Genomic DNA, 20,592 nt, shown 5'->3' with positions numbered 1-20,592 from the left:
TCAGCCGTCCTCCAGCAGGAGCAGGAACCCTGGACGGGGGTTCGCGATGACGCTCACGTTGGCCGCCACGACCACCAGCGCGGCCACGGCCAGCACGGCCAGCAGCAGGCTGAGCCACCGGCGTGGGCGCCACGACCGCACCGCGAGGCCGGTCAGGGCGGCGGCCAGGAGGCCGACCAGCGTGCCCTTCACCACGTGCCAGCGCACGTACTCGTCGAGCATCACGCCCAGCGCGGGCGACACCGGGCCGTGGTCGAGCTGGTCGCGGACCTGGGCCAGCACGACCAGTCGGGCGTCGGCGGGGCCGGCCGTCAGATGCGGCAGGAGCGTGCCGAACGGCGACACGGCCCCCTGGACGTTGGCGATCAGCAGCACCGCCGCGGCGAGCGCGAGCGCCCCGAGCGGCAGCCGGAACCGTCGGGCCCGGTAGGTCAGCGTCACCAGCACCGCGAGCAGCGGCACCGCGATCAGCACCCGGATCAGGTGGTACCGGAACTGGTGGTCGACGGCGTGTTGGAGGTCGGGCGGGAAGTCCGTGCCGCCCGCGGACCAGTAGGCGAGGAAGGCGCGCGGGAAGTCGTCGAGCCGGTCGGGGCCCAGCGCGAGCGGGGCGAGGAAGAACGCGGCGGCCAGGAGGACGGCCATGGCGCGGAGCCCGACGTCGCGACGCCGGGCGGTGGGGGTGGGCAAGGGAACTCCTAGTCGGATTGGCTGCGCAGGTAGGCGAGCACGGCGAGGACCCGCCGGTTGGTGTCGTCGCTGAGCGGCAGGTTCAGCTTGGTGAGGAGGTTGCCGATGTGCTTGGCGACACCGGCCTCGGTCAGGGACAGGATCCGGGCGGTGGCCGCGTTCGAGTGACCCTGCGCGATCAGGCTGAGGACCTCGCGTTCGCGGGCCGTGAGCTGTCTGAGCGGGTCGCGGCGGCGTTGCATCAGTTGCCGGACGACCTCGGGGTCGATCACGGTGGCGCCGTCGGCCACCCGGCGCAGGTGCCCGGCGAACTCGGCCACGTCGCCGATGCGGTCCTTGAGCAGGTAGCCGATGGACCGGCCGGAACCCGAGGCGAGCAGTTCCCCGGCGTAGCTGTGCTGCACGTACTGGCTGAGGGCGACCACCGGGAGCCGGGGGTCCTCGGCGCGCAGCGAGACGGCGGCCCGTAACCCCTCGTCGGTGTGGTTCGGCGGCATCCGGACGTCGGTGACGACGAGGTCCGGGCGGTGCTCGTGGACGGCGGCCAGCAGCGCGGGGGCGTCCCCGACCGCGGCGGCGACCTCGATGCCGAACCGGGGCAGCATCGCGGTCAGCCCCTCCCGCAGCAGCACCGAGTCCTCCGCGATCACGACGCGCACGGCAGCTCCACCCGCAGGATCGTCGGGCCGCCGGGCGGGCTCGACATCAGCAGCCGGCCGCCGGCGGCGGCGGCCCGGTCGGCGAGCCCGGTCAGCCCGGATCCGCGTCCGGGGTCGGCGCCGCCGCCGCCCTCGTCGCGGACCTCGACCACCAGCCGCCCGGCCACGCGCCGGACGGTGACGGTGACCTCGCTGGCGGCGGCGTGCTTCACCGCGTTGGCCAGGGCCTCGGAGATCGCCGCGTACGCGACCGCCTCGACCTCCGCCGGCAGGCGTGCCGGGGCGACGTCGACGCGTACCTCCAGGCAGCTCGCCGCGGCCAGTTCCTCCACCGCGGCGCGCAGGCCCAACTCCCGCAGGGTACGTGGGCTGATGCCGCGGATCAGGTTGCGCAGCTCGGCCATCAGCGTCTTGGCCTGCTCGTGCGCGGCGGCCATCGCGGCAGCGGCCGGCGAGGACGGCGGCAGATCGAGCTGGGCCATCCCGATCTGCATGGTCAGCGCGACCAGGCGCTGCTGGGCGATGTCGTGCAGGTCCCGCTCGATGCGCAGCCGTTCGGCGTCGAACGCGTGCACCAGCCGGGTCCGGGACCGGGCCACCTCGACCAGTTCCTCGGACCGCTCCGGATACAGCAGCATCCGGGCCAGCGCGGCGTGCGCGCCGCCGAACAGCGCGGTCAGGTAGAGCAGGGCCGGGATCAGCAGCAGGCCGCCGCCGACGCGCGCGACGATGCCGGGCAGCGAGTCGGCGACCGAGATCCGGTGTTCCACCGACACCGGCGTCGACACGACGAGCAGCCCGACGATCCCGAGCACGCCGAGCCAGAGCGGCCCGACGACGCCGAGCAGGACCATGTAGGCCACCGCCCGCCAGGTGGCCGGGTCGGTGTAGAGCGCGCCGCGGCGCCCGGGCGGCGGTGGGGTGTCACCGGCGAGCCGCAGCCGCCACCGCTCGGCCCGGGCCAGGGAGAGCGCCAACTGCGGCCCCAGCAGCGCGAGCAGGCCCACCCCGATCAGCCCGAGGCAGGCCGCCACGATCAGGTAGCCGCTGGTCCGCCCGGCGTGCAGGAGCACGGCGGCCGAGACCAGCGGTGTCAGCGGCACCGCCAGCACGAGCCACAGCAGGCCGGCGGCGAGCGCCGTCGTGGCCGAGTAGGCGAACCCACGCCACGGCCAGGCCGAGACCAGGAACCGTCGCCCGGTCACCGCCCTGAGCAGCGTGTCTGTCATGTGACCAGGCTAGGGGGCGGTCGTCCGCCGCCGACAGCGCGCTGGGGCGACCCTCCGGGTAGACCTGGCACTACCGGCGGCGGTCCCGGGCCCGGGGCCGTGCCGGTCAGAGGCTGTCCGGGCGGCACAGCGCCGGGTGCCGGGCGCCGGGCGTTGCGTACCAGGGCGCGGCGTCGTCGGTCAGCGCGGTGCCGATCCGCAGCCGGGCCCAGTCGTCCAGGTCGGGCAGCGCGTCGGGGGCGAACCAGGCCACCGCGAGGGACTCGTCGCCGTCGGCGGTGGGTGTCCCGCCGACCGCCCGGCAGCGGAACCAGACGTTGAGGTACTCGCAGACGTCGCCGTTGGGGTAGCGCACGGGGTGGGTGGCCACGCCGGCCAGCCGCACGATCGTCACCTCGACGCCGGTCTCCTCGCGGACCTCGCGCACCAGCGCGTCGGCGGGCTGCTCGCCCGGGTCGACGGTGCCGGCGGGCACCGACCAGCGGCCGTTGTCGCCGCGTCGGGCCAGCAGCACGCGTCCCGCGTCGTCGGTCACCACGGCGCTGGTCCCGTAGAGCATGAGCAGGTCGTGGCCGACATGCTGGCGCAGCCGGGCGACGTACGGCGACACGGGCATGCTGGGCAGGCTACCGGCCGCCCTGCCGGTGCCGGCGGACCATCCCGGCGGCCAGCGCCGCGTCGTCCAGGTCACCGGCGGCGACGCGCCCGGTGACGGTACGCCGCACCAGCCGGTCGGCCAGGCCCGGCGCGTGCCGGGCCACCGCCAGTTCCAGCCGGCCGCGTCGGGTGGTGGCCACGTCACGGGGCGCGCGGCGGGCGGCGGCGGCGCGCAGGATCGCCGCGACCACGCCCTCGACCGGCTCCGGCCGGGACACGCCTCGCAGCGACAGGCCGGCCGCGACGGTGCTGTCGTGGATCGGGGAGTCGACCATGCTGGGGTAGACGACGGTGACCCCGACGTGGGTGCCGACCTCGTGGCGCAACGCGTCGGCGTACGCGACGAGCGCGCGTTTGCTCACCCCGTACGCGGCGGCGAGGGGCAGCGGCAGCACGGCCATCCGGCTGGCCACGAAGATCACCCGACCGTGGGCGGCCTCCAGGGCGGGCAGCGCCGCGGCGGTGGTCCGCCACGCGGCGAGCAGGTTCACCTCGATCTGCCGGCGTACCACCTCGTCGGGGGGCAGTTCGGCGGGGGCGGGCCCGCCGACGCCGGCGTTGTTGATCAGCAGGTCGAGTCCGCCGAGCCGGGTGACGGCGGCGGCCACCGCGCCGGGGGTGGCCGCCGGGTCGGTCAGGTCGACGCCGAGCACCGGTGGCGTGGCGTCGACGTCGGCGTGCAGGTCCAGCCCGACCACGTGCGCGCCGGCGGCGGTCAGCGCGGCGCCGAGGTGGCGACCGAACGTGCCGCGGGCGCCGGTGACCAGCACCCGCCGGCCGGTCAGCGCGTTCACCGGGCCGCTCCGGCCCGGCGCCGTCCGGCGGCCAGTTCCCGGCGCAGCTCGGCCAGGTAGGCGTCGAAGTCGACGCGCATGTGCGGCCGGCGGTGCCCCCACCGGGCGGTCGCGGCGTGCAATTCGGCGCGGCAGGCCGCCGCCTGCCGCGCCCGCTCCGGTGGCGTCCAGGTGCCGGCCAGGCGGGCGGCGACCAGCCGGGCCTGCGCCTCCAGCAGCGGAAACGCCGCGCCGGTGGACTGCATGAGCCCGACGAACGCCAGCCCGGGGGCGTCGAGGTGGAACACGTGCCGGTACAGCGGCAGCCGGTCGGCGCCGGCGCCGAGCAGGTCGGCGTCGAGGAACGGCACCGTCACCCGGTAGCCGGTGCACCACACCACCAGGTCGACGGCGTCGACGCGGCCGTCGGTGAACTCGACGCGGTCGCCGGCGAAGCGGGCGATGCCGGGCCGGGCGTGGATGTCGCCGTGGGTGAGGCGGGACAGCAGCGCGTCGGAGAGCGTCGGATGGTCCTGGAGGAAGCCGTGCGTCGGGGCGGGCAGTCCGTAGCGGGTGGGCGGGCCGACGACGGTGGTGAGCATGCGCTGGCTGATCCGTTGCCGCAGCCGCCAGGGCAGCCGGCGGGCCAGCGCCCCGTTGAGCGTGTCGGCGGGGCGGCCGAGCAGGTACTTGGGCACCACCCAGACGCCGCGGCGCAGCGACAGCAGCGTGCGGGTGGCGGCGTACGAGGCGTCGACGGCGATGTCCATGGCCGAGTTGCCGCCGCCGACCACGAGGACCCGCCGGCCGGTGAGCTGTTCCGGCCCGCGGTAGTCGTGGCTGTGCAGTTGTTCGGCGGCGCACTCGCCGGGGTAGGGGTCGGGCCGGTGTGGCGCCCGGTTGTGCCCGTTGGCCACCACCACGGCCTCGACGTGGACCTCCACCGGGCCGTCCGGGCCGGTGGCGTGCACCCGCCAGCCGTCGCCGGCGCGGGTGACCCGGTCGACGGTGTGTCGCAGCCGCACCGCCGCGCGCAGGCCGAACCGGTCGGCGTAGTCGCCGAGGTAGCCGGCGACGCGGGTGTGGTCGGGGTAGTCGGGCCAGTCCGCCGGCATCGGGTGGTCGGCGAACTCGGTGCGGGCCTTGCTGGTGTTGAGGTGCAGCGTCCGGTAGGCCGGGGAGCCGGGCGCGCCGTAGACCCAGAGGCCACCGACGGTGTCGGCGGCCTCGAACGCGACCGCCGGCACGCCGACGTCGGTCAGTGCCTTGAGCGTGGCCAGTCCCGCCGCGCCGGCGCCGACGACCGCCACCCTGGGTGCTGCCATGCCCACCTCCATTAATCCAACGACTGCTGGATAATCCCCGTCGGCGGTGCCCCGGTCAAGGGGTCGCCGGCGGATAGAGCCCGTCGAGGAGGCGGTGCACGAACGCGCGGAACTCCCGACGCTCCCGCGCCTCGGAGCCGGCGCCCGCGGCCAGCGCCACCACGTGCCCGTGCACCGCCCAGACCAGGCTGCGCACCGTCACGTGCGGGGCCGGCTCGACCAGCGCCCCGGCCGCCGACGCGGCGGCGAGCAACTGCTCGACCTGCGCGTACAGCGGGGCGGCGTAGCGCCGGTCCAGCTCGGTGTGCCGCCGCGGCTCCAGCCAGCGACGCAACCACAGCGCGGTGGTCTCCGGCCGGTCCTCCAGGAAGTCCACGAACACGTCGACCAGGTCGTGCAGCGCGCGTACCGCGTCGGCGGGCCCCGCGGCCAGCGCGGCGCGGGCGCGGTCCCCGGCCGCCTCCACCGCCTCCCGTTCGGCGCTGAACACCCGCGCGAAGCAGGCGTCGTAGAGCTGCGCCTTGGTGCCGGTGTGGTGCGCGACGGTGGCCACGTCGACGCCGGCCGCGGCGGCCACGTCGCGCACGCTGACCGCGTCGAAGCCCCGCTCGGCGAACAGCGCGGTGGCGGCGGCGAGCACCAGGTCGCGGGTGGGTCGCTGGTCGTCGCGGCGGGGCCGGCCCGGCCGGCGACGGGGCATGGTCATCCGGCCATTGTTCCCCCTACAATCCAGCATCCGTTGGATTGGGGTGGGCGTGCCCCGGGACAGGAGGCGGCGATGACCGGGGTGGACCCGCGGCGCGACACCGGCGCGCTGCCACGCGGCCCGCTGGTCGGGTTCGCCGCCGGCTCGCTGGGCATGGGCGTGTGGATCACCGTGCCGGGGCTGCTGCTGCTGTACTTCCTCACCGACGTCCTCGCGGTCGCGCCGTGGCTGGCCGGGCTGACGCTGCTGCTGCCGAAGGTCGCCGACGTGCTGCTGCACCCGTGGATCGGGCACCGCTGCGACGTCGAGCAGGCCCGCCGCGGCCACCGCCGGCGGCTGCTGCTGGCCGGCTGCGCGTTACCGGCGGCGTTCGCCGCCCTGTTCGCGGTGCCCGGCGGCCTCACCGGCGCGCCCGCCGCGGCCTGGGTGGCGGTGTGCTTCGTGGCCGGCAACCTGCTGTTCGCCGCCTACCAGGTGCCCTACCTGGCCACCCCGGCGGACCTGCGGATCGGCTACCACGAGCGGACCCGGCTGATGGCGTTCCGGATGGTGGTGCTCACGCTCGGCATCCTGGTCTCCGGGCTGCTGGCGCCGCTGCTGGCCGGCGGCGACGACGCCACCCGCGCCGGCTACCTGCGGATGGCCGGGGTGCTGGCGGCCGGAATGCTCGCCGCGATGCTCATCGGGGTGTCGGGCATCGGCCGGCTGCGCCGCGCGGCGGGCGCCCCGGCGCTGCGGCACGCCACCGGCGGGTGGCGGTCGCTGACGGCGAGCCTGCGTGACCGGCAGTTCCGTCGGCTGGCCGGCGCGTACCTGGCCATGTCGACCACCACCCACCTCGTGCTGGCCGGGGTGCCCTACTACGCGCAGTACGAGCTGGGCCGCGCCCGGCTGACCACGGTGCTGGTGGCGGCGTTCGTCGCCCCGGCGCTGCTGGTCACGCCGGCCTGGTCGGCGCTGGCCCGGCGGGTCGGCAAGCAGCGTGCCCTGCTGGCCGCGCAGGCCGCGTTCGCGGCCGGGTCGCTGGTGCTGGCGGTCGGCCGGGCCGCCGGCCTGCCGGTGCTGGTCGCCGCCGTGGCGGTGCTCGGGGTGGCGTTCGCCGGCATGCAGCTGCTGCCGTTCTCGATGCTGCCCGACGTGATCCGGGCCGCCGGCGCGCCACGCGCCGGCACCTACACCGGCGTGTGGACCGCCACCGAGGCCACCGGCGCGGCGCTCGGCCCGTACGCGTACGCGTTGTGCCTGACCGCCGGCGGGTTCGTCGCGTCGAGCGCCGGGGAGACCGTCACCCAGTCGGCGAGCGCCCTCACGGCGCTGCGGTACGGCTTCGGGCTGCTGCCCGCCGCCGTGATGGTGGTGGCGGTGCTGCTGCAACGCCGGTACACGCTCGACGGCGCGGCCCGCGCCGACGCCGGCCACTAGACTTCGCCCCCGATGGACGCCACCTCGCCCCCGACGGACACCGAACCCGCCACCGAGACCCGCCCCTGCGCCCACTGCGCCCGGGAGGTGCCGCAGCGTGTCGGCGCGGGCCGCCCGTTCCGCTACTGCCGGGACAACGACGGCGCCTGCCAGCGGGCCGCCCGCAACTCCCGGATGCGGCACCGCAACGCCCCCGGCCTGCCCGGGCAGGTGGCCCGCACCTGGGAGGCGGTGGACCGGCTCGACCAGATCGTGGAGACGCTCACCGAGGCGCTGCACGCCGAGCTGTCCCCCGCCGGCGTGGAACGCCAGCTCGCCGAGCTGCGCGCCGAAACGTCGGCGCAGGTCGCGGCCGCGCACGCGGAACGCGACGACGCCCGCCGCGACGCCGAGGACGCCGCCGCGTCGGCCACCCGCGACCGGCAGGACGCGCGGGCCGCGCGCACCGACCGCGACGCGGCCCGGCAGCGCGCCGACGCCGCCGAGGCGGCGACCCGCGCGGCCGTCGAGCGGGCCGACGCCGCCGAGACCGCCCGCGACGCCGCCCGCGCCGAGGCCGGCGCCGCGCAGGCGCTGCGGGTGCAGGCCGAACGGGACCGCGACGCCGCGCGCGCCGAGCTGCGGACCGTGCGCGCCGAACGCGACGCCGAACGGCAGCGGGCCGCCGAGCTGACCGCCGACCGGGACACCGCCCGCGCCGACGCCGAACGCGCCACCCACGCCGCGGCCGAGGCGCTGGACCGGGCGCAGCGGGCCCGCGCCGACGCGGACGCGGCCCGCGCCGACGCCCAGGCCGCCCGGGCGCAGGCCACCGAGGACCGCCGGGCGGCGCGGGCCGCCGCCGAACGCGCCGACGCGCGGGCCACCGACGCGCAGCGGGCCCGCGCCGACGCCGAACGGGCCGACACCGCGCGCGCCGAGGCGACGGCGGTGGCCGACGCGGCGCGCGCCGAGGCGACGGCGCTGCGGGCCGAACGGGAGGCGCTGGCCGCCGAGCTGGCCGAGGCCCGGCGGGCGGTGGACGTCGCGCAGTCGCGGGCCGCCGAGACGGCGGCGCGGCTGGCCGCGGCGGACACCGACCGCGACGCCGCCGAACGGCGCGCCGGGCAGCTCGCCGACCAGGTCAGCGACCTGGCCGGGGCGCTCGCGCGGCTCGGCCGTCCCGCCTGACCGGATTGCGGCCGGGCCGCTGGCGCGACTCGGCCGTCCCGCGCCGGTTGACCGGCCACGCAGCGGGACGGGGCAGCGCGGCACCGGCCGGCCGGGCGAGGATCACGGCATGGGAAAGACGCATGAACGCATCGACGGCCGGTTGCGGGAGTTCATCGAGGCGCAGCCGATGTTCTTCGTCGCGACCGCCCCGTTGTCCGGCGACGGCACCGTCAACCTGTCCCCCAAGGGGCTGCGCGGCTGCCTGGCGGTGCTCGACGCGCACACGGTGGCCTACCTGGACTTCGCCGGCAGCAACGCCGAGACCATCGCGCACCTGCGGGAGAACGGCCGGGTCACGCTGATGTGGTGCGCGTTCGCCGGCCCGCCGAACATCGTGCGGGTGCACGGGCGCGGCGAGCCGGTGTTCCGCGACGACCCGCGCTGGCCCGACCTGCTGCGGCACTTTCCCGACATCGACCCGGGCCCGCACGGCCTGCGGGCGGTGATCGTGGTGCGCGCCGAGCTGATCCGCGACACCTGCGGCTACGCGGTGCCGCTGATGAGCTACGACACCGACCGGGACCTGCACGGGCGGCGGTTCGCCCGGGAGGACGACGCGTCGCTGTCGGCGTACTTCGCCGGCAAGGAACACGTCGCGACCAGCATCGACGGGCTGCCCGGCCTGCCGCTGCCGTTGCCGCCCGCACCGGCGGCGTGAGCCGTCCGGCGTCGGGCCGGCTCGCGGTCGCCGGTCAGTGGATGCCGGCCATCAGGCCGCGGATCTGCCGGGTGAACATCACCGCGGCCACCCCCAGCAGCACCGACGCCAGCCCGAACGTCAGGAAGTACGCCGACTGCGACCAGTTCTGCGCCAGCCGGGCGACCTGACCGCCGATCGCGTCGCCGACGGCGGTGGCGAGGAACCACAGGCCCAGCATCTGGCTGGCGTACTTCACCGGAGCCAGTTTCGTGGTGGCCGACAGGCCCACCGGGCTCAGCGACAACTCACCGGCGACCTGGATCGCGTACACCGCGACCAGCCACCACGGGGAGACCAGGCCGCCGCCGACGGCGGCCTGCGCGGCGGCGGCCATCAGCACGAACGACAGGCCGTTGAGGACCAGGCCGACGGCGAACTTCGTCGGTGTCGACACCCGGTGACCCAGGCGCAGCCACAGCCAGGCGGCCAGCGGCGCGCCGATGATGATCAGGATCGGGTTGACCGACTGGAGCCAGGACGCCGGGAACGTGAACCCGGCCACGTTCCGGTCGGTGCGCTCGGCGGCGAAGATGTTCAGCACCGAGCCGGCCTGGTCGTAGATCAGCCAGAACGCGGCGGCGAACACGAACAGCCACACGTACGCCTTCATCCGGCGGCGTTCGGTGCCGCTGATCTCCCGGTCGGTGAGGATCCGCGCGAAGTAGCCGACGGTCACCAGCACGGTCACCGCGGTGAGCAGGTTGACCACCGTGTTCACGGTGAACCAGCCGGTCAGCAGCAACCCCAGCAGGACCACCAGCAGCACGACGGTGACCGCGCCGGCGCGGGTCAGCGCCCGCCGCCGGTCGGCGCCGAGCAGCGGGTCGGCGGGGCGGGCGCCGGCGTCGCCCAGGTTGCGGCGGCCCAGCACGTACTGCGCCACGCCGAAGGTCATGCCGACCGCGGCCGCCCCGAACCCCAGATGCCAGTTGATCTTCTCGCCGAGGAAGCCGGTGATCAGCGGCGCGATGAACGCGCCCAGGTTGATGCCCATGTAGAAGATCGAGAAGCCGGCGTCGCGGCGCGGCGAGTCCCGCTCGTACAGGTCACCGACCATGGTGGAGATGTTGGGTTTGAGCAGGCCGGTGCCGAGCACGATCAACGCCATGCCGGCGAACACGCTCCACCCGGTGGGCACCGCCATCACGTAGTGGCCGGCGGCGATCACCACGCCGCCCCACAGCACGCTGCGCCGCGCCCCGAGCAGCCGGTCGGCGACCCAGCCGCCGGGCAACGCCATCAGGTAGACCATCGCGTTGTAGGTGCCGTACACGGCGTTGGCGGTGGACTCGCCGATGCCGAGACCGCCGTCGGCGACCGTCGCGGTCAGGTACAGCACCAGGATGGCCCGCATGCCGTAGAAGCTGAACCGCTCCCACATCTCGGTGAGGAAGAGGGTGGACAGCGCCCGCGGGTGACCGAAGAAGGTCCGACCCGCGGGCGGTCGGGCCCCGACCGGCGCGTCACTGCTCATCGTCACCTCCGGCACGCATGGTGGGTAACATCCCCGGTGACGGGCGAAACACTCCAGCCGATTCGGGCGGCTGCCCCGGCCGGTTACCCTTGACGCTCCCGACCCGCGTACGGCCCGGCCGGCGCGGGTGGGGAATGGGCGGGCGGTGACCGGCCGTTACACCTGAGGACCAGCACCACGAACGAGGGGAAGTCGATCATGGGCGAGCGTATGCTGCGCGGTAGCCGGCTGGGCGCGGTCAGCTACGAATCCGACCGCAACACGGAGCTCGCGCCGCGTCAGACCCGCGAGTACCTGTGCGCCAAGGGCCACCAGTTCGAGGTGCCGTTCGCCGTCGACGCGGAGGTCCCCACGACCTGGGAGTGCAAGTTCGACGGCAGCGTCGCCCGGCTGGTCGACGGCAACGAGCCGGAGCAGAAGAAGGCCAAGCCGCCGCGTACCCACTGGGACATGCTGCTGGAGCGGCGGTCCATCGCCGAGCTGGAGGACATCCTCGCCGAGCGGCTCCAGGAGGTCCGCACCCGCCGCGGGCGCGCCTGAGCACCGACAACGTCGAAGCGCCCCCGGGGAGATCATCCCCGGGGGCGCTTCGTCACGTCCGAGCTGTTCTCAGCGGTCCACGATCTCACCCTCGATGGCCGGGCCCGGCTGCGTCGACTGCCCCGCTGGCGGCGACTGCGGCGACGGGGCGGGCGCGGGCTGCGGCGCACCCGGGTACACCCGCACCCGACGCGGACCGAACAGGTCACCGGCGACCATCGACGACACCCGCCGCTCCGCGGTGCGGCGCACCCCACCACCGGCGAGGCGCCGCAGCGGCGGCACCAGCAGCAACAGCCCCACCGCGCCGCTGACCAGCCCCGGCAACGCCAACAACAGCGCACCCACCAGCCCCACCAGGCCGTCGGTCACCTGCGGCCCCGGCGGCTGGCCGGCCTGCGCGGCCGCCCGGAACCGCCGCCACGCCCGCATGCCCTCCCGGCGCAACAGCACCAGACCCAGCAACGACGCCGCGAACACCAGCAGCAGCGCCGCACCGAACCCGACGGCCCGCCCGACCAGGACAAAAACGGCCAGCTCCAGCAGCGTCAGCAGCAACAGAGCCAACGGTACGAATTTCAGTCCTCGGCGCATCTCACCTCATCGGCCCGCAAGTGTCGTCACGCCCCTCCAGCATGACACGCCCCCGCTCACGGCCACCGGGCCAACGCGTCCGGACGGCCCCGCACCGCCGCCCGACGGTCCCGCACCCCCCACCGGGTGACCCGCCACAACGCCTCCGCCACGATCAACGGACTCATCTTGCTGTCGCCGTGTTCCCGCTCGGCGAACGTGATCGGCACCTCCACGATGCGCACCCCGGCACGGTGCGCCAGCCGGGACAACTCCACCTGGAACGCGTACCCCTGCGACCGCACCGACCCCAGGTCGATGGCGTCCAGCACCGCCGACCGGTACACCCGGTAACCGCCGGTGGCGTCGCTGACCGGCATGCCCAACGCCACCCGCGCGTACAGGTTGCCGACCCGCGACAACAGCAGCCGCCGCCACGGCCAGTCCAACACCCGCGCGCCGCGCGTCCACCGCGAGCCGATCACCACGTCGGCGTCGCGGGCGGCGTCCAGCAGCGCCGGCAGGTCCTCCGGGGCGTGCGACCCGTCGGCGTCCATCTCCACCACCGCGTCGTAGCCACGCTCCCGCGCCCACCCGAACCCGGCCAGGTAGGCCGCGCCGAGACCGTCCTTGCCGGGCCGGTGCAGCACGTGCACCTGCGGGTCGACGCCGGAGATCGCGTCGGCGATGCCGCCGGTGCCGTCCGGGCTGTTGTCGTCGGCGACGAGCACGTCCACCACGGGCGCCGCCGCGCGGACCCGGGCGACGATCCGCCGCACGTTGTCCGCCTCGTTGTAGGTGGGGATGACCACCAGGACCCGCCCCACCCCGGGATGGCCGGTTTGCGCACCCACCGTCGTACCGCCTCTCCTCGGCTCAGCCGGGGACGACCTCCCGGCGTCGACGCGCCACGGCCGCGCCGAGCAGGACCGCGACCGCGAACGCCGCGAACGCCACCTCCGGCCACGCCCCGACCACGGTGGCCGGGGTACGCCCGTCCCCGAGTCGCATCTCCCGCACCACCACCTCGGCGGTGTTGAACCCGGTCGCACCGTCTACCCGCCCGTCCGGGGAAACGAACCCGGACACCCCCACCGTGGAGGCCATCAACGCGGCACGACCGTGCTCGACGGCCCGCAGCCGCACCATCGCCAACTGCTGACGGGCCTCCGCCACGTCGAACGTGGCGTTGTTGGTCTGCACCACCAGCAGCTGCGCGCCGCCGGTGACGGTGTCCCGCACGATGCCGTCGTAGGCGACCTCGAAACAGATCACGTCGCCCAGCGTGGCCACCCCGGCGTCCAACACCCCAGGCCGGTCACCGGGGACGAAATCGGACCGCACCCGGTCGACCTCGGCGCTGACCTTCCGGGCGATCGCCCGCAGCGGCACGTACTCGGCGAACGGCACCGGATGCCGCTTCGTGTACACCTGGGCCAGGTCGGGGCCGCCGCCGGGCCGCCACAGCAGGCCGGCGTTACGGACCTGACCCGCGCCGGGACCCAGCAGCACAGCGCCGACCAGGATCGGCGCGCCGATCGCGTCGGCGGCCTGCGAGATGCGGTAACCGGCCCCCGGGTTACGCAGCGGGTCGATGTCGCTGGAGTTCTCCGGCCACACCACCAGGTCGGGGCGCTGCGCCTCGCCGCGGCCGACCCGCTCGGCCAACTCGACGGTGGCGTCGACGTGGTTGTTGAGCACCGCCTGGCGTTGGGCGTTGAAGTCCAGCCCGAGACGCGGCACGTTGCCCTGCACGATCGCCACGGTGACGGTGTCCCCGCCGCCGCGCACCCCGACCGGGACGGCCGCCCCGGCGGCCAGCAACGCCACCAGCACGGCGGTCAGCCCGGCGACCGGCCGCCACTGCCCCACCGGGCGGCGCCAGTCCCGCCACGCCACGGCGAGCAACAACCCACCGGCGAGCGCCACGGCGAACGTGACAAGCGGCGCGCCGCCGAGCGCGGCCAACCGCAGCAGCGGCGAGGTGTCCTGGCTGAACGCCAACCGCCCCCACGGGAACCCACCGAACGGCGTGCGGTCGCGCAGCGCCTCCTGCCCCACCCACAGCACCCCGGTCAGCAGCGGCCACCCCACCCGCCACCGGTCGGCCAACGGCGACACCCACGCGCTAGCAGCCCCCAGCAACGCCAGGTAGCCGGCCTGCAACAGCGACAACAGCGCCCACGGCAGCCAACCGGTGTGCAGATTCGTCCACTCCAGCAGCGGCGCGAACAACGCCACCCCGGCCAGGAAACCCAACCCGGCGCCGGCACGCAGCCGCCGCCGGTGCGCCGCGGCGGCCAGCAACGCCACCCCGACCGGCGCGAGGGGCCACAGCCCGTACGGCGGGAACGCCACCAGCAACGCCAGCCCGGCCGACACGGCGGCCGGCACGGCCAGCCTCAACGGCAGCGGACGCGCCACGGCGCCCGGGAGGCGTGCCCCATCGGTGGCACGCGGCTGTTCCCGGTCGAGCGTCGTCACCGGCACCTCACCACGATCACGGGCCGAAGGCTACCCGGCCGCCCCGCCGACCTGCCCGTAGGTGGCCCGCCAACGGAAATCGGGGCGCGGCCCAAGCCGCGCCCCGATGCTCCCAGGCCCTTCCCGGCCGGTGGGGCGAGGACGATCGGCGCCGACCTTCGGACCGACCGGACGTGGACTGGCTGCCCCCGCCTGGCCGTTGTCTACTGGCCGTTCCTCTCACCCTGCCCGTACACCGGTAACCGCGACCGGTTCGCGCCGCCCCGCCGACCCCCGCCCGCTGGACCTGGCCGCCGCAACCTTCCGGTCGCTCGGCCAGCGGACGAGAGGACGAAACGAACAACAGCCGCTTCCCGTGGTAGGACTCAAAGACGGTACGGCGTGCACCCCCGCCGCTGTCAACCCACCCCGGCCTGTCGTGTGTTGCGCCACGGCGTGTCGCGTCGGCGCGTCTCGATACGCCGACAGCCGACGGGCGCCCCCGGCCGAAGGCTCAGCCGCCCAGATGCCGACAAAGCAACGCCGCCGCCGCACCCGGATGGTCGGCGGCGAGCAACCCACCGGCGGCCAGCACGTAGTCGACGTCGACGACGGCGCGCGCCGCCCGCGGCAGCGGCCACCCCCCGGCGTGGTCACCGAGCACCGCGGCGAGCACACCGGCGGCGTCGACCGGCGCGGCGTGCCGCAACACCCCACCCGAGCCGACCATCACCTTCACGTCACGCAGATCCCGGCCGGCGCGTTCACCGGTCGCCGCGCCCCGGGCATGCCGACGCAACGCCACCGTCGCGGCGAGCCCGGCGATCCGCCGCTCCACGGCCCGGTCCGCGTCGTCGGCGGGCAGGAACCCGGGATCCGCGGCCCGCACCGCCGCCGCAGCCGCCAGATCGTCGGCCTCCCCCACGGCGAGCAGCCGCTCCTCGGCGGCGGCCCGCACCACACCCGGGGCGCTCCACCGCATCCCCAGATCCCCCTCGACGGTACGGGCCCGCCACAGCGTGCCGGCGACCTCCTGACCGGGGCCGCTGTCCCGCTCGTCGGGAGTGAGCACCGAATAGACATCGGTGGTGGCGCCACCCACGTCGACGACGGCCAGGTCCCCGCCCAGCGCGTCGGCGAGAACCTCCACACCGGTGAGCACCGCGTCCGGCGTCGCGGCCCGCACCAACCGGGCGAACCGACCACCGCGGGACAACTTCTTACCGCCGATGACGTGCCGCAGGAACACCTCCCGGATCGCCGCGCGGGCCGGGCCGGGCGTCAGCACCCCGATCCGCGGCAACACATTGTCCGCGGCGGTGACCGGCACCCCCGCCGCGGACAACACGGCACACAGATCGCCCCGGACGTCGACGTTGCCGGCGAGCACCACCGGCACCCGCCAGCGCGCCCGCGCCAACCGGGTCGCGTTGTGGGTGAGGGTGTCCGCGTCACCGCCGTCGGTGCCACCGACGAGTAGCACCACATCGGGCCGGGCGGCGCGCAACGCCGCCAGATCGGCCCGCCCGAGCCGCCCGGCGGCCACGTGCACCACGTTCGCCCCGGCGGACAACCCGACCCGCCGGCCGGCCTGAGCCGTCACCAGCGGCTCGTAGCCGACCACGGCCAGCCGCAGACCACCCCCCGCCGACGAACACACATACCAGGGCAGCTCCCCGCCGGCCAGCCCGGCGGTGGCGGCGCCCACCGCCGCGTCCAGACCGTGCAACACGTCGGTGCCCACCGTGGTCGGCGCGGCCGCCGCGCCGACCAGCCGACCACCGTCGAGGTCCACCACCGCGGCCTTCGTGTACGTCGACCCGACATCGGCGCAGACGGCGAGGTTCACGCGCCGCTGCCCTTCGTCAGCGACGCCGGTCGCCGCACAACCGTGCTCACGCCGCTGGGGGAACGACCACCGCGCCGGTGGCGGTGACCGCCACGACCGGCTCGGTGAGCACCTCGGCGGCCGACTCACCCCGGTCGGGGCGGCCCCGGCACACCACCCGCGCGGCGAAGTCGATGGTGCGGCTGCGGGTACCGACCCGGGTTACGGTCGCGACCACCTCCAACACGTCACCGGCCTTCATCGGCGCCCGGAACTGCACGTCGGAGTAGGACGCGAACAGCCCCTCGTCGCCGTCGGTACGGATGCACACCTCGGTGGCCACGTCCCCGAACAACCCCAGGGCGTACGCCCCGTCCACCAGGTTCCCGGCGTAGTGGGCGTGCGAGTACGGCACATACCGGCGGTGCGTGACGGTCAACCCCACCCGGGGATCCTGCTCGCTCAACTGCTCGCCTTCCTGGAGGTGATCAACGCGTGCACGAGGTAACTGGCCACCTCGCCCGGAGTCGTCCCGCGACCGAAGATCCGGTCCACGCCCAACTCGTCGGTCATGGTCTCGTCGAAACGCGGCCCACCCACGATCAACAGGGGCCGCCGCCCGGCCGGCATCGCCTCCCGGAACGCCGCCGACATCTCCCGCGTGTTGTGCAGGTGCGCGTCACGCTGCGTCACCACCTGCGACACCAGCACCGCGTCGGCCCTCTCCTTCCGGGCCGCCTCGACCAGCTCCGGCACACTCACCTGCGCACCCAGGTTGCTGACCCGCAACTCCCGGTAGTACTCCAGGCCCTTCTCCCCGGCGATGCCCTTCACGTTCAGGATCGCATCGATGCCCACGGTGTGCGCGTCCGTGCCGATACACGCCCCCACCACCGACAACTTACGACGCATCCGCTGCTTCACCACCGCGTTGACCTCCTTGGCCGACAGCAGCGGAAAGTCCCGCTCCACCACCTGCACCCTGTCCAGGTCGACCAGATGGTTCACCCGCCCGTACACCACGAAGAACGTGAACCCGTCCCCGATCGGCTTGGCGTGCACCAGCATCGCCGGATCCATGCCCATCTTGTTCGCCAACTGCACCGCGGCGCCCTCGGCCCGCTTGTCGTGCGGCACCGGCAACGTGAACGACACCTGCACCATGCCGTCACCCGTGGTGTCCCCGTACGGCCGCACCACCGACTTCCCCGTCATGAGGGCTGCTCCAGGATCTCCGTCGCCGGGTTGTAGTAGTCACCCTCGTGCCGCGCCACCCCGTCCAGGCCCTTGCCCCGGTCCGCCGGCCGCTTCATGATCCCGAACGTGCCCTCGGCGATCGCCGTCAACAACGACTGCTCCCCGATCCGCTCCAGCAACTCCACCGCCTCACCCAACACCCGGTGCGCCCGCTGCTGGATGAACCCGCCCGGCGCCGGCACGAAATCCTCGTGCAACCCACCCGCCGCGCCCAACACGTACCGCACGTTCTGCAACGCGACGTCCCGGTCCGACAGCCACGGCGTCACCACCGCCTCCGTCATCATCCCCACCAGCAGAATGCCCTGCCCCGTCATCGTCCCCACCAGATTGAAGAACCCGTCCAACAGGTTCCCCCGGAACACGTCCCCGGTCATGTGCTTCGTCGGCGGCATCCACTTCAACGGCGCGTCCGGGAACAACTCCCGCGCCAACAACGCATGCGCCAACTCCAACCGGAACGACTCCGGCACATCCGGATTGATCTCGAACGCGTGCCCCAGCCCCAACAACCCGTCCGACAACCCCGCCTCGTGCGCGAAGAACTCGTTGAGCAACTGCGACACCGTCACCGTGTGCGCCTCGTCCACCGCGTCCGCCGTGGTCAGGTAGTTGTCCTCACCGGTGTTGATGATGATCCCCGCCCGCGCGTGCACCTGCCGCGAGAACCGCTGATCCACGAACGTCCGGATCGGGTTGATGTCCCGGAACAGAATCCCGTACATCGAGTCGTTGAGCATCATGTCCAGCCGCTCCAGGCCCGCGAGGGTCGCCATCTCCGGCATGCACAGCCCCGACGCGTAGTTCGTCAACCGCACGTACCGGCCCAACTCCCGCGACGTCTCGTCCAACGCCGCCCGCATCAACCGGAAGTTCTCCTGCGTCGCGTACGTGCCCGCGAACCCCTCCCGGGTCGCCCCCTCCGGCACGTAGTCCAACAACGACTGCCCCGTCGACCGGATCACCGCGATCACGTCCGCGCCCGCCCGCGCCGCCGCCTGCGCCTGCGGAATGTCCTCGTAGATGTCCCCCGTCGCCACGATCAGATAGATCCACGGCCGCTGCTTCGGATCCCCGTGCCGCTTGACCAGCCGATCCCGCTCCGCGCGCCGCCGGTCGATCTGCCGGATCCCCGCCGCGACCGCCTTCCGGGCCGCCCGCCGCGCCGCCGTCGCCGCCTTGCCAGACGGCACCCCGAACCGCACCGACCCCGCCGCCGCCTTCTGCGCCAGCAACGTCACATCCGAGACGCCCTCCCGCGCCAACGCGTCGAACACCGGCACCGCCACCCCGTGACCCAGGCCCACATCCGCCACCACGGCGTCCACCAGCCGGTTCACCCACGGAATACCGTCCGGGTCCGCGCCCGACACCCCGGCCAGCCGCAGCACCGCCCGCTCCACCGACACCGTGGTGTGGCTGCGCGCCAGATCCACCACCGGCTGCCCCGCCCGACGCGCCAACTCCCGCGCCCGCGACACCAGCACCGGATCCAGCCCAAGCTTCCCTGTCACGAAGACCCTTCCTGATAGATCACGTCACCGCGCAACACCGTCGCCCGACACACCGGCAGCGGCGTCGGATCATCCGGCCCCCGCAACTCCGGATCCGCCGCCAACAGCACCGGCAACCCCCGCTCCACCCCGGCCGGCGCATCCCACACCGCGAACGTCGCCGGCGCCCCCAACGCCAACACCCCCTCGCTGTCCAGATGCACCGCCCGCCACCCACCCCGGGTGTGCGCCGCGAACGCCGCCCGCACACTCATCCGCTGCGACGGATTGTGATGCGCCGCCGCCGCCCGCACCGAACCCCACGGATCCAACGGCGTCACCGGCGAATCCGACCCGAACGCCAACGCCACCCCCACCCCGTGCATCGCACCCATCGGATTCGACTCCAACGACCGGGACAAACCCAACCGCGACTCGTACATCCGACCCGCGCCACCCCACAACCTGTCGAACGCCGGCTGCATCGACGCCACGATCCCGAACTCCACGAACCCGGCGATCAACCGCTTGCTCATGATCTCCGCGTGCTCCACCCGGTGCCGCGCCGCCCGCAACCGCTCCGTGCCCACCCTCTCCGCCGCCGCCGCGAACCCCGCCAACACCGTGCCGATCGCCGCGTCCCCGATCGCGTGGAACCCGCCCTGCATCCCGTGCGCCGCACAGTCCAACAAATGATCACGAACCTGCTCCGCCGACACGTACCCGTGCCCACACGCCCCCGGCTCCCCGTCCAGGTACGCCGCCGACACGTGCGCCGTCCGCGACCCCAACGCCCCGTCCGCGAACAGATCCCCACCCGCACCCACCGCACCCAACTCCCGGGCCTTCGCCGCACCCAACAGCTCACCCCAGTACCCGTACACCTCCGGCACCCCGGCCCCCGAGATGCCCAACAACCCGGTGAAGTCCTCCTCATCCGAAATGCCCGGACCACCGCACTCGTGCACCGCCGCGATCCCCAACGACGCCGCATGCCCCAACGCCCGCCGCTGCGCCGACACCCGCTGCGCCCGCGTCACCGACCCGAACGCCGCCGCCCGCACCACATGATGCGCGTCCCGCCGCAACCAACCCGACGGGTCGTACCCCGCCACCGACGACGCCTCCGGACACGCCGCCAGCAACGCCGCCGACACCAACGCCGAATGGATCGACGCCTGCGACAGATACACCCGCCGCCCACCCGCCGCCCGGTCCACCGCCGCCGCGTCCGGCACCACCGGCGTCACCCACGTCGACTCGTCCCACCCGTGCCCCAACACCACCGCGTCACCCGGCAACCCCGCCGCGAACGCCGACACCGCGTCCAACAGCTCCCCGGCCGACCGCACCCCCGACAGATCCAGCCCCGACAACGCCAGACCGGTATCCGTCGCGTGCACGTGCGCGTCCACGAACGCCGGCGTCACCAACGCACCGTCCAACTCCACCACCCGGTCCGCCGACGGCGCCTCCGCGTCCGCACCCAACCAGGCGATCCGCCCGTCCCGCACCAACAACGCCGTCGCGCTCGGCTCGGCCGGACAATGCAACACTCCACCGCGGTACAGCGTCGAGGGGTTCGTCATGA

Annotated in this window: 20 protein-coding genes; 4 read left to right on the top strand and 16 right to left on the bottom strand. The window is 74.5% G+C overall.

What is annotated here, in order from left to right; genetic code table 11:
• From AB0B02_RS18840 to AB0B02_RS18810, 7 genes are all read right to left on the bottom strand, one after another.
• The gene (locus AB0B02_RS18840; protein ID WP_357301839.1) at positions 1-690 is read right to left on the bottom strand and encodes a hypothetical protein; all 690 of its coding nucleotides are present in this window, start codon (positions 688-690) and stop codon (positions 1-3) included.
• Positions 691-698: 8 nt separating this feature from the next.
• A complete protein-coding gene (locus AB0B02_RS18835) occupies positions 699-1,295 on the bottom strand; it encodes a response regulator transcription factor (protein ID WP_281942668.1) in 597 nt (198 codons plus the stop codon).
• Positions 1,296-1,336: 41 nt separating this feature from the next.
• On the bottom strand, positions 1,337-2,578 hold the full coding sequence (locus tag AB0B02_RS18830; protein ID WP_357301836.1) for a histidine kinase: 1,242 nt from the start codon (positions 2,576-2,578) through the stop codon (positions 1,337-1,339).
• Between the two features lie 106 nt (positions 2,579-2,684).
• The gene (locus tag AB0B02_RS18825) at positions 2,685-3,194 is read right to left on the bottom strand and encodes an NUDIX domain-containing protein (protein ID WP_357301833.1); all 510 of its coding nucleotides are present in this window, start codon (positions 3,192-3,194) and stop codon (positions 2,685-2,687) included.
• A 10-nt stretch (positions 3,195-3,204) separates the two neighbouring features.
• A complete protein-coding gene (locus AB0B02_RS18820; RefSeq protein WP_281941184.1) occupies positions 3,205-4,029 on the bottom strand; it encodes an SDR family NAD(P)-dependent oxidoreductase in 825 nt (274 codons plus the stop codon).
• On the bottom strand, positions 4,026-5,333 hold the full coding sequence (locus AB0B02_RS18815; protein ID WP_357301829.1) for an NAD(P)-binding domain-containing protein: 1,308 nt from the start codon (positions 5,331-5,333) through the stop codon (positions 4,026-4,028). The genes AB0B02_RS18820 and AB0B02_RS18815 overlap by 4 nt, the downstream gene beginning before the upstream one ends.
• 55 nt (positions 5,334-5,388) lie before the next feature.
• Positions 5,389-6,039: a TetR/AcrR family transcriptional regulator gene (locus AB0B02_RS18810; protein WP_281941180.1), complete on the bottom strand. Its 651-nt coding sequence runs from the start codon at positions 6,037-6,039 to the stop codon at positions 5,389-5,391.
• A gap of 72 nt (positions 6,040-6,111) precedes the next feature.
• On the opposite strand from AB0B02_RS18810, the gene AB0B02_RS18805 reads away from it, so the two are divergent.
• The 3 genes from AB0B02_RS18805 (at position 6,112) to AB0B02_RS18795 (ending at position 9,331) form a co-directional block, all read left to right on the top strand.
• A complete protein-coding gene (locus tag AB0B02_RS18805; RefSeq protein ID WP_357301825.1) occupies positions 6,112-7,461 on the top strand; it encodes an MFS transporter in 1,350 nt (449 codons plus the stop codon).
• A gap of 12 nt (positions 7,462-7,473) precedes the next feature.
• Positions 7,474-8,631 (top strand): hypothetical protein, encoded by a 1,158-nt coding sequence (locus tag AB0B02_RS18800; protein ID WP_357301822.1) that lies wholly within the window; start codon positions 7,474-7,476, stop codon positions 8,629-8,631.
• A gap of 109 nt (positions 8,632-8,740) precedes the next feature.
• Entirely contained in the window at positions 8,741-9,331 is a 591-nt protein-coding gene (locus tag AB0B02_RS18795) for a pyridoxamine 5'-phosphate oxidase family protein (RefSeq protein ID WP_357301819.1), read from the top strand.
• A gap of 34 nt (positions 9,332-9,365) precedes the next feature.
• Here AB0B02_RS18795 and AB0B02_RS18790 read toward each other — a convergent pair whose 3' ends face one another.
• Positions 9,366-10,847 carry a peptide MFS transporter gene (locus tag AB0B02_RS18790; RefSeq protein ID WP_281941173.1) on the bottom strand — a complete coding sequence of 494 codons (1,482 nt, stop codon included), beginning with the start codon at positions 10,845-10,847 and terminating at the stop codon, positions 9,366-9,368.
• 198 nt (positions 10,848-11,045) lie between these two features.
• Between AB0B02_RS18790 and AB0B02_RS18785 the strand changes: the two genes are divergently transcribed.
• A complete protein-coding gene (locus tag AB0B02_RS18785) occupies positions 11,046-11,387 on the top strand; it encodes an RNA polymerase-binding protein RbpA (protein WP_007460094.1) in 342 nt (113 codons plus the stop codon).
• 69 nt (positions 11,388-11,456) lie between these two features.
• On the opposite strand, the gene AB0B02_RS18780 is transcribed toward AB0B02_RS18785, so the two are convergent.
• The 8 genes from AB0B02_RS18780 to AB0B02_RS18745 all read right to left on the bottom strand — a co-directional run bounded on the left by AB0B02_RS18780 (position 11,457) and on the right by AB0B02_RS18745 (position 20,590).
• Positions 11,457-11,981 carry an FxsA family protein gene (locus AB0B02_RS18780; protein ID WP_357301815.1) on the bottom strand — a complete coding sequence of 175 codons (525 nt, stop codon included), beginning with the start codon at positions 11,979-11,981 and terminating at the stop codon, positions 11,457-11,459.
• Positions 11,982-12,037: 56 nt separating this feature from the next.
• Positions 12,038-12,814: a polyprenol monophosphomannose synthase gene (locus AB0B02_RS18775; protein WP_281941168.1), complete on the bottom strand. Its 777-nt coding sequence runs from the start codon at positions 12,812-12,814 to the stop codon at positions 12,038-12,040.
• A gap of 22 nt (positions 12,815-12,836) precedes the next feature.
• Positions 12,837-14,384: an apolipoprotein N-acyltransferase gene (gene lnt, locus AB0B02_RS18770; protein WP_357302039.1), complete on the bottom strand. Its 1,548-nt coding sequence runs from the start codon at positions 14,382-14,384 to the stop codon at positions 12,837-12,839.
• 553 nt (positions 14,385-14,937) lie between these two features.
• Positions 14,938-16,272: a glutamate mutase L gene (locus tag AB0B02_RS18765; protein ID WP_281941166.1), complete on the bottom strand. Its 1,335-nt coding sequence runs from the start codon at positions 16,270-16,272 to the stop codon at positions 14,938-14,940.
• 46 nt (positions 16,273-16,318) lie between these two features.
• The gene (locus AB0B02_RS18760; protein ID WP_281941163.1) at positions 16,319-16,717 is read right to left on the bottom strand and encodes a hotdog domain-containing protein; all 399 of its coding nucleotides are present in this window, start codon (positions 16,715-16,717) and stop codon (positions 16,319-16,321) included.
• On the bottom strand, positions 16,714-17,466 hold the full coding sequence (locus AB0B02_RS18755) for an OAM dimerization domain-containing protein (RefSeq protein WP_281941161.1): 753 nt from the start codon (positions 17,464-17,466) through the stop codon (positions 16,714-16,716). Before AB0B02_RS18755 ends, AB0B02_RS18760 begins: the two co-directional genes overlap by 4 nt.
• Positions 17,463-19,022, bottom strand: coding sequence for a lysine 5,6-aminomutase subunit alpha (locus AB0B02_RS18750; protein ID WP_281941159.1), 1,560 nt, complete (start codon positions 19,020-19,022; stop codon positions 17,463-17,465). The genes AB0B02_RS18755 and AB0B02_RS18750 overlap by 4 nt, the downstream gene beginning before the upstream one ends.
• Positions 19,019-20,590 carry an amidohydrolase family protein gene (locus AB0B02_RS18745; RefSeq protein ID WP_281941157.1) on the bottom strand — a complete coding sequence of 524 codons (1,572 nt, stop codon included), beginning with the start codon at positions 20,588-20,590 and terminating at the stop codon, positions 19,019-19,021. The genes AB0B02_RS18750 and AB0B02_RS18745 overlap by 4 nt, the downstream gene beginning before the upstream one ends.
• Positions 20,591-20,592 lie beyond the last annotated feature (2 nt).

The sequence above is a fragment of the Micromonospora sp. NPDC049240 genome (assembly GCF_040647835.1).
Taxonomy (GTDB): domain Bacteria; phylum Actinomycetota; class Actinomycetes; order Mycobacteriales; family Micromonosporaceae; genus Micromonospora.
The sequence above is the reverse complement of the archived record's forward strand: the minus strand, read 5'-3'. Positions and strand labels throughout refer to the sequence as shown.

What these genes read in the sequence shown, in the direction of transcription:
- AB0B02_RS18830 (WP_357301836.1), bottom strand. Translation starts at nt 2,578, where the DNA reads ATGACAGACACGCTGCTCAGGGCGGTGACCGGGCGACGGTTCCTGGTC.
- AB0B02_RS18810 (WP_281941180.1), bottom strand. Translation starts at nt 6,039, where the DNA reads ATGACCATGCCCCGTCGCCGGCCGGGCCGGCCCCGCCGCGACGACCAG.
- AB0B02_RS18795 (WP_357301819.1), top strand. Translation starts at nt 8,741, where the DNA reads ATGGGAAAGACGCATGAACGCATCGACGGCCGGTTGCGGGAGTTCATC.
- AB0B02_RS18785 (WP_007460094.1), top strand. Translation starts at nt 11,046, where the DNA reads ATGGGCGAGCGTATGCTGCGCGGTAGCCGGCTGGGCGCGGTCAGCTAC.
- AB0B02_RS18815 (WP_357301829.1), bottom strand. Translation starts at nt 5,333, where the DNA reads ATGGCAGCACCCAGGGTGGCGGTCGTCGGCGCCGGCGCGGCGGGACTG.
- AB0B02_RS18790 (WP_281941173.1), bottom strand. Translation starts at nt 10,847, where the DNA reads ATGAGCAGTGACGCGCCGGTCGGGGCCCGACCGCCCGCGGGTCGGACC.
- AB0B02_RS18805 (WP_357301825.1), top strand. Translation starts at nt 6,112, where the DNA reads ATGACCGGGGTGGACCCGCGGCGCGACACCGGCGCGCTGCCACGCGGC.
- AB0B02_RS18835 (WP_281942668.1), bottom strand. Translation starts at nt 1,295, where the DNA reads ATGCTGCCCCGGTTCGGCATCGAGGTCGCCGCCGCGGTCGGGGACGCC.
- AB0B02_RS18780 (WP_357301815.1), bottom strand. Translation starts at nt 11,981, where the DNA reads ATGCGCCGAGGACTGAAATTCGTACCGTTGGCTCTGTTGCTGCTGACG.
- AB0B02_RS18755 (WP_281941161.1), bottom strand. Translation starts at nt 17,466, where the DNA reads ATGACGGGGAAGTCGGTGGTGCGGCCGTACGGGGACACCACGGGTGAC.
- AB0B02_RS18825 (WP_357301833.1), bottom strand. Translation starts at nt 3,194, where the DNA reads ATGCCCGTGTCGCCGTACGTCGCCCGGCTGCGCCAGCATGTCGGCCAC.
- AB0B02_RS18745 (WP_281941157.1), bottom strand. Translation starts at nt 20,590, where the DNA reads ATGACGAACCCCTCGACGCTGTACCGCGGTGGAGTGTTGCATTGTCCG.
- AB0B02_RS18800 (WP_357301822.1), top strand. Translation starts at nt 7,474, where the DNA reads ATGGACGCCACCTCGCCCCCGACGGACACCGAACCCGCCACCGAGACC.